Consider the following 12861-nt stretch of genomic DNA (forward strand, 5'->3'; position numbering starts at 1 on the left):
GGAACGACCCACGAGGTTTTCATGATCGTCATCACTGCACCCACCGGGAACATCGGGCGCCGACTGCTGCCCCTGCTCCTGGACTCCGCCCCCGCCCGGGGCGAGGAACTGCGCGTGATCGTGCGCGACCCCGCACGCCTGGCCGCCCCGGTGCGGGAGCGCGTCGAGGTGGTCACCGGCTCGCACGGCGACCCCGCCGTCGTCGACCGGGCCTTCGACGGCGCCGACGCCGTCTTCTGGCTCGTCCCGCCGGACTCCTCCCGCGCCCCGGACGACGCCTACCGGGGCTTCACCCGGCCCGCCGCGAAGGCGCTCGCCGCGCACCGCGTCGGCCATGTCGTCGGCGTCTCCGCACTCGGCCGCGGCACCCCGGTCGCGGCCCGGGCGGGGCTCGTCACCGCGTCCCTCGCCGTGGACGACCTCATCGCGGAAACCGGCGTCGCCTACCGGGCCCTGGCCAACCCGTCGTTCTTCGAGAACCTCCTGGAGGAGGCCGGCTCGATCCGGGAGCGCGGCTGTTTCACCGACGTCGTCGACGCCGAGCGCAAGGCCCCGCTCGTGGCCGTCGCCGACATCGCCGCGGTGGCCGCCGGTCTCCTGCTCGACCGGTCGTGGACCGGCACCGGCAGCGTCCCGGTGCTCGGACCGCGGGACCTGTCACCCAACGACCTGGCCCGCATCATGACCGAACAGCTCGGCCGCCCCGTCCGCTACGAACGCCAGACGTACGACGACCTGCGCGCCGCCCTCGTCGGCCACGGCCTGGACCGGGAGTTCGTGGACGGCGTCGTCGACATGAAGCGGGCCAAGGACGACGGTCTCGACGCGGGCGTCACCCGAACCCCGGACACGGCCACCCCGACCACCTTCGAGGACTGGGTCGCCCGGACCCTCGGGCCCGTGGTCCTGTCCTGAATCCTCACCCACCCCCACCCCCACCCCCAGCCCTCACACTCACTCTCACCCCGGAACAGGGAGCAACCATGCCGGAAGAGACGACCCACACCCCGGTCACCGCGTTCATGCTCGTCAAGACCACACCCGAGTGGCTCGCCCTGACCGTCGAGCAGCGGGTGCACGCCTTCACCACGGAGGTCGTTCCCGTCGTGAAGGCCAGGACCACCGGCGTCCGGTCACGCTTCTACGACACGGAGTTCTACTCCGCCCGCGTCACCGACGTGTGGGTCTGGGAGGCCGACGACCACCACGCCTACCAGCTCCTCGTCGACGCCCTGCGCGAGACGCCCTTCTGGGACCGGTACTTCGAGGTCGTCGACCTCCTGGTGGGCACGGAGAACGGTTACGCGCGCACCTACGGAGTCGACGCGGTCACCACCATCTCCACCTGACCGGACCGGGTGGATCACGCCGTCGCCGACGACGGTGAGAAACTGACGGCGCCCGCGATGCCGCCGCGGCCGGACGGTCAGGTGGCACGGGCCGTCCGACCCGCTTCCCCACCGGAGAACCCCCATGAACCACGTCGCGGACCCCAGCCGCTACGACGGCACCATGCAGTACCGCCGCACCGGACGCTCCGGGCTCGACCTGCCCGCGTTCTCCCTCGGCTACTGGCACAACTTCGGCGACGACAAGCCGTTCGAGACCCAGCGGCGGATCGCCCTGCGCGCCTTCGACCTCGGCATCACCCACCACGACCTCGCCAACAACTACGGTCCGCCGTACGGGTCCGCCGAGATCAACTTCGGCCGGATCCTGCGGCAGGACCTGGCGCCGTACCGCGACGAGCTGGTGGTGTCCACCAAGGCCGGGTGGGACATGTGGCCCGGCCCCTACGGCCAGGGCGGCGGCTCCCGCAAGTACGTGCTCGCCTCCCTGGACCAGTCCCTGAAGCGGACGGGTCTCGACTACGTCGACATCTTCTACTCCCACCGCCTGGACGCCTCCACCCCGCTGGAGGAGACCATGACGGCACTGGACACGGCGGTGCGGCAGGGCAAGGCGCTCTACGTCGGCATCTCCTCCTACGACGCCGAACGCTCCCGGCAGGCCGCGGCGATCCTCCGCGACCTGGGCACCCCCCTGCTCATCCACCAGCCGTCGTACAACATGCTCAACCGGTGGATCGAGACCGAGGGTCTGCTGGACGCGGCCGCCGACGAGGGCTTCGGCGTCATCGGGTTCACCGCGCTGGCCCAGGGGCTGCTCACCGGCCGCTACCTCGACGGCGTGCCCGAGGGGTCCCGCGCCACCCAGGGCAAGTCCTTCGCGACCGGCTGGCTCACCGAGGACACCGTCCGGCGGCTGCGCGCCCTGAACGACATCGCCGCCCGCCGGGGCCAGAGCCTGGCGCAGATGGCGCTCGCCTGGGCGCTGCGCGACCCGCGCGTCACCTCGCTCGTGATCGGCGCCTCCCGCCCCGAGCAGCTGGAGGAGAACGTGGCCGCCCTGGCCAACCCGTCCTTCAGCGACGACGAACTGGCCGAGATCGACAAGTACGCGGTCGTCGACGGCGACGTCGACCTGTGGCGGCGGGCCCGCACCGGCGACCTCGGCTGAGGCGTCCCCCGTCCGCGGAAGTGCTCAGGGCCCGCCGACGACACGCAGCACCCGGGGCGGCTCGCCGGCCGGTTCGGGCAGCCGCAGCGGCTCCCGACCGGGTGTGATGCTGCCGAGCAGGGACGCCCGGCGGGCGCCCGTCCCCGAGGGGATCGCGCCGGGCAGGCCGTTGACGGTCAGGAAGCCCAGGAGGGCGAAGGCAAGTGCCTCCTTGGCGTCGGACGGCAGCCCGAGCGCGTCGCTGGAACCGAGGGTCACCCCGGGCAGCTCCTCGGCGAGCATGCCCATCAGCACCGGGTTGTGCGCGCCACCGCCGGACACGACGAGCCGCGTGATGCCGTGCGCCCGGCAGGCCTCGGCCACCGTGACGGCGGTGAGCCGGGCCAGGGTCGCCAGGACATGGTCGGGTTCGGCGACGGGTGCCGCCGCGAGCGCCCGCAGCAGATACGGCAGGTGGAACTGCTCCTTGCCGGTGCTCTTCGGAGCCCGCCTGCCGTAGTACGGGTCGTCAAGCAGCACCCGCAGCAGCCCCGGATCGACCCGGCCGGCCCCGGCCCGGCGCCCGTCCTCGTCGTACGCGGCCGCACCGCCGGTGAAGTGCCGTACGGCGGCGTCCATCAGCGCGTTGGCCGGGCCGGTGTCGAAGGCCAGCGGCTCGGCCCCGGGGGCGACGACGGTGACGTTGGCGATCCCGCCGAGGTTGAGGGCGGCGGGGACGCCGGGCAGCGCCGCCATGGCCAGGACGTCGGTCATGGCCACCAGCGGCGCCCCCTGACCGCCGGCCGCGACGTCCCTGCCACGCAGGTCGGACACGACGGGCAGACCGGTCGCCTCGGCGATCCAGGCGGGCTGGCCGAGCTGGAGGGTGCCGCGCACGGCGCCGTCCTCCACCCAGTGGTACACGGTCTGCCCGTGCGAGACCACCAGGTCGGCCGCGCCCTCGCACAGCTCGCGCACCGCCCGCACGGCCACGTCGGCGAAGGCCTGGCCGATGCCGGTGTCGAGCCGGGCGACGGTCCGGACCGTCGCCGCCGCCGGGGGCAGGCTGCCCGCGATCAGGTCCCGCAGCCCGTCCGGGTAGGGGGCGGAGAGATGGCCGAGCGGGCGCATCACCAGGGCCTCGCCCCGCAGTTCGAGATCCGCGGCGGCCGCCTCGATGGCGTCGTAGGACGTGCCTGACATCAGGCCGATCACACGCACGATGTACTCCTGCGAGGGTTGAGCGGTCCGGACGGGGTCAGTTCCGGCCGGCCGTCGTGGTCAGCCGGTCGGGTCCGGCGCCGGGCTCCTCGTCGAGAGCCGGGCCCGCCGAGGGCTCCGGCGCCCGGTGGAACAGGCTCAGCACACCGCCGACCAGCAGGGTGATCAGTACGCCGATCGGCACCAGCCACTGGGCCGCGATCGCCTGGGACACCGTGGTCCCGCCGGTGGTGACGTCGATCTTCACCCCGCGCACGATGTACGTCATCACCCCGATGGTGACCAGGAAGGCCACGACGGAGTCGACCTCGTTGGCGCGTTTGACGAGCCGCCCCAGCAGGAAGGCGCCGAGCAGCGCGCCGTAGGTGTAGCCGGCGATGGTCAGACCGGTCAGGTACACGTTGCCCGTGCTCGCGCTGAACGCGCAGGCGAAGACGGCCATGAGCGTCGCCCACACCAGCGTCATCCAGCGGGCGAGCCTGAGCAGCGCCTCCTCGGACGGTGTGGTGCGGAAGAAGCTGTGGATGATGTCGGCGACCGTCGAGTTCGACATGGAGTTCAGCGCCGAGGACAGCGATCCCATCGCGGCGCCCAGGATGCCGGCCACGAGCAGGCCCGAGACCACCACGGGCAGCCCGTGCAGGATGAACTCGGGGTAGAGGGTGTCCGAGCTGGACAGCCCCAGCTCCGCGAAGGACTTGCCCTCGTTGTACGACCACAGCAGCGCGCCGACGAGCGAGAACGCGGCGAACTGGACGGTCACGAAGACACCCGAGGCGATCATGGCCTTCTGGCCCTCGCGCAGCGTCCGCGTCGCCAGCACCCGCTGGACGATCAGCTGGTCGGAGCCGTGCGAGGCCATGGCGAAGATGGCGCCGCCGATGATGGCCGTGGGCAGGGCGAACGGACTGGTGAGGATGTGGGCGAGGTCGAAGTCGGTGTCGAAGAGCGCGAACTTCCCGGCGTCCAGGGCACGTGCGTAGCCGTCACCGCCGACGTGGGCGGAGAGCACGGCCACGGCGAGGACCGCGCCGCCGAGGTAGAGGACCATCTGGATGGCGTCGGTCCAGATGACCGCCTTGATGCCGCCCAGGTACGTGTAGACCACGGTGATGAGCGTGATCACGATGATGATCACGCGGTAGCTCGCGTGCACACCGAACTCGTCGAGCAGCAGCTTGATCGGGATGGCGGAGGCGAACAGCCGCACGCCCTCGGCCAGGAGCCGGGTGAACACGAAGGTCACCGAGGCGAGCCCCTGGAGCTTCAGCCCGAACCGGTCGCCCAGGTACTGGTAGGCGCTGACGAAGCCGCCGCGCTTGTACAGGGGGATGAGCACCGTGGCCACGACGACGCGTCCGACGACGTAGCCCAGGGCGAGTTCGACGTTGCCGAAGCCCTGGCCGCTGTAGGCGCCGCCGGGGACGCTGATCACCGTCAGCACACTGGTCTCCGTGGCGACGACGGAGAAGGAGACCGTCCACCACGGCATGTGGCCTTCACCGACGAAGTAGTCCTTCGCCGACTTCTGCCGGCCTGCCTTCCGCAGGCCGATCCAGGCGATCCCGATCAGATAGACCACGATCACCACGAGGTCGAGCTGGCGCACGCTTGCTCCTAGACACTGGCCGGTGGGGTCGCCGGCGTGGGGAGAGGGGGGTTGGCGGCCGTCCGGCGGACGCGGACGACGAGGGAGGTGTGAGGGGTCGCGCGGTCCAGCGCCAGCAGGCGGGCCCCGTCCAGGGGGTCGCCGAGCGAGGACGTGAGCCGCACGGGGAGTCCGGAACCGGTGAGGGCGGCGGTCAGCGGCGCCATCAGGGCCGGGCCGAGGCCGGTCAGCCCACCGGTGACGGCCGTCGGCAGCGGCTCGTCGCCCGCGGTGATCCGGCGGGCCGCCGCGAGCGCGGTCTCGGCCAGGTCGGCTGCGGCGTCCCGGACGATCGCCGCGGCCACGGCGTCCCCCGCCTCGGCGGCGCGGGCCACCTCGGGGGCGAACGTGGCGGCCGTACGGGCCGGATTGCCGTCCCGTCCGACGGTCGCCGGCAGCCGTTCGAGGTCACCGAAGAGGTCGACGGCGGCGTTCAGCAGCAGGGTGTCCGGACCCCGCCCGTCGTGGGCGCGCAGGGCCGCTCGCAGTCCGGCCGTGCCGATCCGGGCGCCGCTGCCGTCGTCGCCGAGCAGCGGCCCCCACCCGTCGACGCGTGCGTACGTCCCGTCGGCGCCGATGCCGACCGCGACCGCACCGGTGCCGATCGCCAGCACCACCCCCGCCCGGCCGCCGAGCGCGCCGGCGTGGGCGGTGACGGCGTCGCTGGTGACAGCCGCCTCCTGGACGGGCAGGTCCTCCAGAAGGGCACCCACCAGGGACCGGGCGGCCGCGGGGGCCGAAGCCGCTCCGGCGGCGCCCACGAGGACGGACTCCGGCCGGGCACCGCCCCGTTCTCGAAGGAGCGGCTCGACGGCCGCGCGCACGGCGGCACGCGCAGCGGTCACCCCGTCGGGCGCCGCCAGACCGGGGGCACCGGCCACGGAGCTGACGGCCCGTGACGAGTCGGCGCTGTTCCACAGCATGGCGCGGCAACCGGTCTTCCCGAGATCTACCGCCACTACTGAAGTCATACGGCTTGCCCTTTGCCCGAGTGACCCGGCACGTCGAGAGCCACCAGGTCGTCGGTGACCGGTGCGGATCGCCGTCCGAGTATGGGAACGCCGCCCTCCGGATGTCAATAAGTAACGTCATGTTGTTCAGTGCGTAACTTTTTGACCCCCTCGGGTCACCCCATTACCCTGTGCTCACCACATCCAGGAGGGGCCATGGTCCGCCAGTCCTCGTCCCGCGTGCCGGAGCCGTCCGCCCAGGACGCAGCCCCGCTCGCCGACATCCTCACGCGCGTCCGCGCCGCCCGGCCCTCCCTGGCCCCCTCGGAACGGCGGGTGGCCGACGCGGTCCTCGCCGACCCGGGACAGGTCGCGGAACTGTCCATCCACGCGCTGGCGGAGCGGGCGAGCACCTCGGCGGCCACCGTGATGCGGTTCTGCCGCACCATCGGCACGGGCAACTACCCCCAGTTGCGCCTGGCGCTGGCGGCCGCCGCCGCCCGGGAGCACGCCCTGGGCGGCGAGCGGGCGGCGCACGGCGGCACCGACATCAGTCCGACGGACTCCCTGGACCGGATAGTCAGCAAGATCATCTACAACGAGGTGCGGGCCCTGGAGGAGTCGGGCGCCGCCCTCGACGTCGACGCGCTGGGCCGGGCGGTGGACGCGGTGGCCAAGGCCCGCAGGGTGGACATCTTCGGCGTGGGGGCCAGCGCGTTCGTCGGCCAGGACCTGCACCAGAAGCTGCACCGCATAGGCCGGATGGCCTTCATCTGGAGCGACCGGCACGCGGCGCTCACCGCGACGGCCCTGCTGGGGCCCGGCGACGTGGCCCTGGCCGTCTCCCACTCCGGGGAGACCGAGGACACCACCGAGCCCCTCCAGGCCGCGGCCGAACGCGGAGCCACCACCATCGCCCTGACCAACGACCCGGGCTCCACACTGGCGACCGCTGCCGACCTGGTGCTGACGACCTGCGCGCGGGAAACACCGTTCCGCTCCGGCGCCACCGTCAGCCGCATCGCCCAACTGGCCGTCATCGACTGCCTCTTCGTCGGCGTCGCGCAGCGCTCCTACGACGCGGCGACCACCGCCCTCGAAGAGACCTACGGAGCCGTCCAGCGCCGCCGGCGCCCCACGCGCCGCACCGGGTGACGGCGCGTCACGACCGCACGGCCCCCACGCCTCCCGTCTTCGGGTACTCGCCCTCGCGCAGGCTCGTCACCAGCTCGCGCGGCAGACCGTGGGTGTCATGGAGGTAGTGGAAGTCCTCCTCTCCCAGCGGGCCCCGGAAGCGGGGCCGGGCGAGCACGTTCCTGCCGCGTTCCAGGAGGCGCCGGAACCGGCGCTCCTCCTCCACCAGCAGGCGCCGCACGAGGCCGGGGAGGCCCGGGTCGCCGTCCTGCCGGAAGTGGTCCAGGGTGTGCGTGATCAACTCGTCCGGCAGGTCACCGAGCACGCGCGAGGGATCGTCCCGCCACAGCACGGTGAGCAGCCGCCGCACCAGGCGCCGCAGCACGTAGCCCCGGCCGGTGTTGGACGGGCGGACACCGTCGCCGACGAGCACGACGGCCGACCGGAGGTGGTCGCAGACCACCCGGAACGACGGTTCGTCCAGCGACCACAGGACGGGCAGCAGCCGTCGCCACGGCTCGAAGACGTCGCACTCGAACACCGACGACTTGCCCTGCAGGAGCATGGCGAGGCGCTCCAGGCCCAGGCCGGTGTCGACGTTGCGCTGCCCGAGCGGCACGAGGCGGCCGTCGTCCAGCCGGCGGTGACGCATCATCACGTGGTTCCACACCTCCACCCAGCGGTCGTCGCCGGTGGGCGTGGACCGGGGCGGGGCGTCACCGCTCCACAGGAAGATCTCCGAGTCGGGTCCGCACGGGCCCACCGGCCCGTTGGACCACCAGTTGTCGTCCACCGTCTGCTCCACGGGAACCCCGCGCTCCTGCCACAGCCGCAGCGACTCGGTGTCCGGCCCGACCTGCTCACCGCCCCCGTACACGGTGGCGTGCAGCAGGCCCGGGTCGACCCCGAGTCCCTCGGTGAGCAGCCGGTGGGCCCAGTCGAGGCTCCGCGAGCCCTCGTAGTCGCCCAGCGACCAGGTGCCGAGCATCTCGAAGACCGTCAGATGGGTGCTGTCCCCGACCTCGTCCAGGTCAGTGGTGCGCAGACAGCGCTGTACGTTGACCAGCCGCCGGCCCAGCGGGTGGGGGCGGCCCTCCAGGTACGGGGTGAGCGGATGCATGCCGGCGCTGGTGAACAGCACCGGATCGCCCGGCTCGGGCAGCAGCGTCGAGCCGGTGATCCGGCGATGGCCCTGATCCTCGTAGTACTCGACGAACGTGCTCAGGACGCGCTCGGTGTCCATGGGGTGACTCCTTCGCTTCGAGGCGGGAGAGGCACCGGAGAACGGAACCGTGCGGTCCTCGCACCTGGGCGAAGGTGGCGGTGCGCCACGTGAACCACCGACGAACCGTTTCCGGTCGCCGGTGGGAAAGGGGGAAGGTCAGGCGGCGGCAACCGGCGAGCTGGTCGCTCGCGCGGTCGCGAAGATGATCCTGCCGATGACGTTCATGCCTCGAAGATAACGCCCCGGGCGCGTGCGAGCACCCGGATATTCCGCAACCGCGCCGCCCCGTCCGGGAGTCCCTACCTTGGTAGGGACAGCGCGGGCCGACGGATACGGGGGAGCAGCATGGCCGACTTCCATCCCTTCAGCAAACGAGAGCATCTCGCCCGGACCCTGCTCACCTCGCTGTGGGCGCTGATCCCCGTCCTGACGCTCGGACTCGGGACGCTGCCCCTGATGATCCACGCGACGGTGCGCACCAAGAGCCCGGCGCAGGCACTGGCCACCGTGCCCTACGGCGTGGCGGCCGCGCTGTTCGTCACCTTCGACCCGGACGTGTCCGCCACGTACGAGGTCGTGTTCGACGCCGCCATGTTCTTCAACATCCTCGTCGGGACCGGGCACGCCTTCGCGATCCGGTCCCGGGTGTGGAAGGGCCCCGACACCGAGCTGATGCGCCCGTTGCAGAACCGGCAACGTGCCCTGCTCGCCGCGCACCGCGACGAGGGGGCGGCGCGGGAGACCGCGCGGGGGATCGCCGCCACCGACCCGCGTCAGGCGCTGGAACTGCGCATCGGCCGCGTCGACCTGGCCGACCGGGCGTTTCCGGACGGCGGTCTGGTCGACGTCAACAACGTGCCCGCCGGCGACCTGGCCCGCCACCTGACCCTGTCCGACGAACGGGCCGCGGCGGCCGTGCGCATGCGGACGGCGGTCGGTGGCTTCGCCTCCGTCGAGGACCTGTCCGTCACCATGGACCTGCCACCGCGGCATCTGGACGCCGTCGCGGACCGGTTGGTCTTCCTGCCGCCCTCGTAACGCCCCGGCGCTCACCCTGCATCGGTTTCGTCACGGCTCCCCGTCCCGCCGTCGGCGGCGTGGCGGACGGCAGGCACGATGGGACGGTACGACGGCATTCGCTGCCGGGAACGCGGGACACGGGGGACGCATGGCCTGGGGGAGAAGGACACCGGTGCGGGTACGGCTGGGCGGCGGCGCGCTCGCCCTGGCCGTCCTCGCGACGGGCTGCTGGGGCGGGGACGATGCCGACGGCACCGGCGGGCCGTCCGCGAGCCCCGAGACGTCCGGGAACCAGCTCGCGTCCGGCGGCCCGGACCCCGGCCGGACCGACGACACGTTCCTGGACTTCGTCCCGGACCCGGACCGGCAGCCGGAGAACCGCGCACAGGCCTTGCGGATCGCCCGCAAGGTCGTCGCGAAGCCGGCCGACTGGGGAGCCGGGTACGTGAAGGGCAGCGACTACAGGAGCGGCCCCCGGCGCTCCTCCGAACTGGACGAGGACTGCGTGTGGGAGCAACGGCCACTGCCCGCGTCCCAGTTCGTCGCCGTCGTCCGGCGCAGCGAGCTGCCCGCGAAGGGCGACGCCGGGCCGCTGCGGGTCACCGCCGTCGTCACGGTCCACCGCACCGAGGAGAGCGCCCGCTGGGAGATGGCCCGCACTCTGGAGGAACCGCTGCGCTGCCCCGACCAGCGGCTGAACGCCACCGAGAGGATCACCGGACTGCGCTCCGGTGGCGATCTGTCCCCGGACCCGAGCGGGGACGGCGACTACCTCCAGGAGACCGGCCGGATCCACAGCGACCTGCCCGGCAGTCCGCACCCCTACATCTGGGACGTGGCCCGGATGGGGCTCGTCACCTTCGCCGTCTCGGTGAAGGGCGGCACCGGCCACGAGGAGCGGGAGCTGCAGGCCGCCGGGTCGAAGGTCATCGGGTACATGTCGGCCAGGGTCGAGATGGAAACAGGGGTGCGCAAGTGAGCCAACCGCTGCTGCCGGGCGACCCGGCGACGATCGGCGGCCACCGCCTGCTGGCCCGGCTCGGGGCGGGCGGCATGGGAGTCGTCTACCTCGCACGGTCCGCCACCGGAGCGCTCGCCGCCATCAAGGTCGTCCTGCCGGAACTCGCCGACGAACCCGACTTCCGGGTCCGGTTCCGGCGCGAGGTGGAGGCCGCCCGCCGGGTGGTCAGCCCCTGGGCGGTGCCGGTGACCGGCGCGGGACCCGACGAACCCACACCGTGGCTGGCGACGGCGTTCGTCCCCGGCCCCTCGCTGGGCGAGGCGGTCCACCGCTCGGGTCCGCTGCCCACGTACAGCGTGCGCGCGCTGGGCCGGATGCTCGCCGCCGCGCTGCGCGCCGTGCACGCGGCGGGGATCGTCCACCGCGACGTCAAGCCCGGCAACGTGCTCCTCGCCGTCGACGGGCCCCGGCTCATCGACTTCGGCATCGCCCGGTCCACCGGCCACACCGCGCTCACCGCCACCGGCCTGGTCGCCGGGACCCCCGGCTTCCTCTCCCCGGAACAGGCCGAGGCCCACCCGGGCGCGCTCGGCCCGCCGAGCGACGTGTTCTCCCTCGGCTGTCTGCTCGCCTACGCGGCCACCGGACGGCTCCCGTTCGGCGAGGGCACCGCGCAGGCCGTGCTGTACCGGACCGTGCACGACGAGCCCGACCTGGCGGGCATCGCCGACGACGGCGGCGACGTGCCCCGCCCCGCCGATGCCGCCGCGGCCGGCGAACTGCGCGCGCTCCTGCGGCAGTGCCTGGCCAAGGACCCCGCGGCCCGCCCCGAAGCGGGGGAGATCGAGGCCCGGCTGGCGGGGGACCCGCCGTCCGGCGGTGCCTGGCTGCCCCCGCACGTCGTACGGGACATCGCCGACCGCTCGGCCCGCATGCTGGCGCTGCCCGACATCGACCGCACCGTCGTCGACCGGCCGGACGGCGCCCCGGCTCCGCCGCACACCGGCCCGAGCCGACGCGCGGTCCTCGCGCTCGGCTCCGGCGGCGCGGTGCTCGCGGTGGCCGGGGGCGGTGCCGCGCTGTGGGCCGCGACCCGCGACGACGGCGGCGCACCGGCCGGGGAGGAGGTGTGGGCGGTAGGCGTGCACGCCGACCTCAGCGGACCCGGCAAGGCGGCGGGGCGGGCCCACGAGCAGGGCGTGCGGCTCGCCGTGGAGCAGTACAACGCCCGCGCCGGCAAACCCTTCGCACTGCGCCTGCGGACCGCCGACGACGGCGGCTCGCTCCGGCGTGCCCAAGGCGCCGCGCAGAGCCTGGTGCGCGACCGCCGCGTGCTCGCCGTGGTCGGACCGACCACCGACGCGTGCGTCGACGGCGCCGTCGCCACGTACGAGGAGGCGCTGCTGCCGATGCTCCTCGTCAAACCCGGCGCCTTCCGGCTGGTCGGCGGCCGCCACCGGGTGCCGCTGCACTGCCGGCCGCTGGTGTACGCGCTCGGGTTCGGGCTCGCCGTACATCTGACCCGGCAGGAGAAGGTCTCCTACCCGGGGCTGATGCAGGACCGCACGGCGGATCCCGTCGCCTGGCAGATCACCCAGGGCGTCGCCGACGGGATGCGCAAGGCGCGGACCCGGTTCTACCCGCGGGTGGTCCCCTCCGGCCTGGACGACCTCGGCCCGCAGATCACGGACATCCTGGAGGCGAAGGTCGACTCCTTCGTCTACGCGGGGCCGGCCGAGGGCGCGGCGGGCATCGCACGCGGACTCGCCGACGCGGGGTTCGACGGGCCGCGAGTCGGGCCGGAGGACGTGGCCGAGCCCGTCTTCCTCGACGAGGCCGGTGCGGCCGCCGAGGGCTGGCTGCTCGGCACGTCCTTCGTGGATCCGCAACGGCTGCCCGCCACCGCGTCGTTCACCCGCGCGTTCCGGCGCCGCTTCGACGCCCCGCCCGGCCGGTACGCGGTGGAGGCGTACGACGCCGCGAACCTCGCCATCGACCAACTGGTGCGCGGCGTACGCGACGGCCGGCCCCCGGAGCGCGCCCGGCTCACGACGCTGCTGCGTGCCGCCCGGTACCGCGGCCTGACCAAGACGTACGTGTTCAACCGGGAGAACGGCCGGTTCGAGGGCGAGGTCTGCTACCTGCACCGCGTGGAGAACGGCGAGTTCCGCTTCCTCGGTGCCGTGCCGGGAGGGGACTAGCC

General features: G+C 73.3%; 11 protein-coding genes. 7 read left to right on the plus strand and 4 right to left on the minus strand.

The window, feature by feature from the left end; genetic code table 11:
- Positions 1 to 21: 21 nt before the first annotated feature.
- The 3 genes from ACZ7MF_RS13760 to mgrA all read left to right on the plus strand — a co-directional run bounded on the left by ACZ7MF_RS13760 (position 22) and on the right by mgrA (position 2520).
- Positions 22 to 915, plus strand: coding sequence for an NAD(P)H-binding protein (locus tag ACZ7MF_RS13760; protein ID WP_471476843.1), 894 nt, complete (start codon positions 22 to 24; stop codon positions 913 to 915).
- Between the two features lie 68 nt (positions 916 to 983).
- Positions 984 to 1349: a darcynin family protein gene (locus ACZ7MF_RS13765; RefSeq protein ID WP_471476844.1), complete on the plus strand. Its 366-nt coding sequence runs from the start codon at positions 984 to 986 to the stop codon at positions 1347 to 1349.
- 124 nt (positions 1350 to 1473) lie between these two features.
- Entirely contained in the window at positions 1474 to 2520 is a 1047-nt protein-coding gene (gene mgrA, locus ACZ7MF_RS13770) for an L-glyceraldehyde 3-phosphate reductase (protein ID WP_356857464.1), read from the plus strand.
- 24 nt (positions 2521 to 2544) lie between these two features.
- Here mgrA and ACZ7MF_RS13775 read toward each other — a convergent pair whose 3' ends face one another.
- The 3 genes from ACZ7MF_RS13775 to ACZ7MF_RS13785 are packed head-to-tail and all read right to left on the minus strand — an operon-like array spanning position 2545 to position 6327.
- Positions 2545 to 3720, minus strand: coding sequence for an anhydro-N-acetylmuramic acid kinase (locus ACZ7MF_RS13775; RefSeq protein ID WP_471476847.1), 1176 nt, complete (start codon positions 3718 to 3720; stop codon positions 2545 to 2547).
- A 37-nt stretch (positions 3721 to 3757) separates the two neighbouring features.
- Positions 3758 to 5329 (minus strand): sodium:solute symporter, encoded by a 1572-nt coding sequence (locus ACZ7MF_RS13780; RefSeq protein ID WP_471476849.1) that lies wholly within the window; start codon positions 5327 to 5329, stop codon positions 3758 to 3760.
- A gap of 8 nt (positions 5330 to 5337) precedes the next feature.
- Positions 5338 to 6327, minus strand: a complete 990-nt coding sequence (locus ACZ7MF_RS13785; RefSeq protein ID WP_471476851.1) for an N-acetylglucosamine kinase — start codon at positions 6325 to 6327, stop codon at positions 5338 to 5340.
- A 207-nt stretch (positions 6328 to 6534) separates the two neighbouring features.
- On the opposite strand from ACZ7MF_RS13785, the gene ACZ7MF_RS13790 reads away from it, so the two are divergent.
- The gene (locus tag ACZ7MF_RS13790) at positions 6535 to 7473 is read left to right on the plus strand and encodes a MurR/RpiR family transcriptional regulator (RefSeq protein WP_471476853.1); all 939 of its coding nucleotides are present in this window, start codon (positions 6535 to 6537) and stop codon (positions 7471 to 7473) included.
- Between the two features lie 7 nt (positions 7474 to 7480).
- On the opposite strand, the gene ACZ7MF_RS13795 is transcribed toward ACZ7MF_RS13790, so the two are convergent.
- Positions 7481 to 8695, minus strand: a complete 1215-nt coding sequence (locus tag ACZ7MF_RS13795) for an alanine--tRNA ligase-related protein (RefSeq protein WP_471476855.1) — start codon at positions 8693 to 8695, stop codon at positions 7481 to 7483.
- A 327-nt stretch (positions 8696 to 9022) separates the two neighbouring features.
- Between ACZ7MF_RS13795 and ACZ7MF_RS13800 the strand changes: the two genes are divergently transcribed.
- From ACZ7MF_RS13800 to ACZ7MF_RS13810, 3 genes are all read left to right on the plus strand, one after another.
- Positions 9023 to 9715 (plus strand): helix-hairpin-helix domain-containing protein, encoded by a 693-nt coding sequence (locus tag ACZ7MF_RS13800; RefSeq protein ID WP_471476857.1) that lies wholly within the window; start codon positions 9023 to 9025, stop codon positions 9713 to 9715.
- A 130-nt stretch (positions 9716 to 9845) separates the two neighbouring features.
- Entirely contained in the window at positions 9846 to 10676 is an 831-nt protein-coding gene (locus tag ACZ7MF_RS13805; RefSeq protein ID WP_471476859.1) for a hypothetical protein, read from the plus strand.
- Positions 10673 to 12859: a bifunctional serine/threonine-protein kinase/ABC transporter substrate-binding protein gene (locus tag ACZ7MF_RS13810; RefSeq protein WP_471476861.1), complete on the plus strand. Its 2187-nt coding sequence runs from the start codon at positions 10673 to 10675 to the stop codon at positions 12857 to 12859. The genes ACZ7MF_RS13805 and ACZ7MF_RS13810 overlap by 4 nt, the downstream gene beginning before the upstream one ends.
- Positions 12860 to 12861 lie beyond the last annotated feature (2 nt).

The organism is Streptomyces sp. NPDC111628, assembly GCF_055635195.1.

Excerpts from the sequence above, each read along its gene's own strand:
- ACZ7MF_RS13760 (WP_471476843.1), top strand. The coding sequence starts at position 22 with ATGATCGTCATCACTGCACCCACCGGGAACATCGGGCGCCGACTGCTG.
- ACZ7MF_RS13765 (WP_471476844.1), top strand. The coding sequence starts at position 984 with ATGCCGGAAGAGACGACCCACACCCCGGTCACCGCGTTCATGCTCGTC.
- mgrA (WP_356857464.1), top strand. The coding sequence starts at position 1,474 with ATGAACCACGTCGCGGACCCCAGCCGCTACGACGGCACCATGCAGTAC.
- ACZ7MF_RS13790 (WP_471476853.1), top strand. The coding sequence starts at position 6,535 with ATGGTCCGCCAGTCCTCGTCCCGCGTGCCGGAGCCGTCCGCCCAGGAC.
- ACZ7MF_RS13795 (WP_471476855.1), bottom strand. The coding sequence starts at position 8,695 with ATGGACACCGAGCGCGTCCTGAGCACGTTCGTCGAGTACTACGAGGAT.
- ACZ7MF_RS13800 (WP_471476857.1), top strand. The coding sequence starts at position 9,023 with ATGGCCGACTTCCATCCCTTCAGCAAACGAGAGCATCTCGCCCGGACC.
- ACZ7MF_RS13805 (WP_471476859.1), top strand. The coding sequence starts at position 9,846 with ATGGCCTGGGGGAGAAGGACACCGGTGCGGGTACGGCTGGGCGGCGGC.